This is a genomic window from Catenulispora yoronensis (assembly GCF_039531695.1).
Classification (GTDB): Bacteria; Actinomycetota; Actinomycetes; order Streptomycetales; family Catenulisporaceae; genus Catenulispora; species Catenulispora yoronensis.
This window is the reverse complement of sequence record NZ_BAAAQN010000231.1, coordinates 1-551: the sequence shown is the minus strand read 5'-3', so window position 1 is coordinate 551 and position 551 is coordinate 1. Positions and strand designations below refer to the sequence as shown.

The window sequence follows — 551 nt, the reverse complement described above, 5'->3', positions numbered from 1 at the left end:
CGCGTACTCGTACAGGAAATAGGCCCAGGAGGATTTATCCAGCGCGAAGTGTTTAACTTCTTTCAGGTAGGTCGGCGACCAGTCGAGAATGCCGTAGCGCAGCAGATAAACGAAGACGTTAGCGATAGCGATGTACCACAGCAGCTTGTTCGGCAGAATGTATTGCATAAAGATCTGCTTCGCCGTCAGCTCTTCTTCGTGCTTTTCGCTGTAATCGTCCGGGTAGTCGTTTTTATATTCTTCAATCGGCGGCAGACCGCAGGACTGCGGGGTGTCGCGCAACATCGCAAAGGCGAAAATCGCCAGCAGAATGGCGCCGAATGCCGGCATATACAGCGCCGCGTGCCAGTCGTTAAACCACGCCATCCCTAACAGGAACAGCAGCGGCGGAATGCCGCCGCCGACGTTATGCGCGCAGTTCCACACCGAGACAATCCCACCGCGCTCTTTCTGCGACCACCAGTGCACCATGGTCCGGCCGCACGGCGGCCAGCCCATCCCCTGGAACCAGCCGCAGAGGAACAGCAGCACGAACATTATCATGATGCTGG

The 551-nt window shown here is 56.8% G+C and carries 1 protein-coding gene; it reads right to left on the bottom strand.

Annotated elements, in window-relative coordinates:
• A partial coding sequence (locus tag ABD481_RS47015) for an MFS transporter (protein WP_344672383.1) occupies window positions 1-551 on the bottom strand: 551 nt, incomplete at both ends.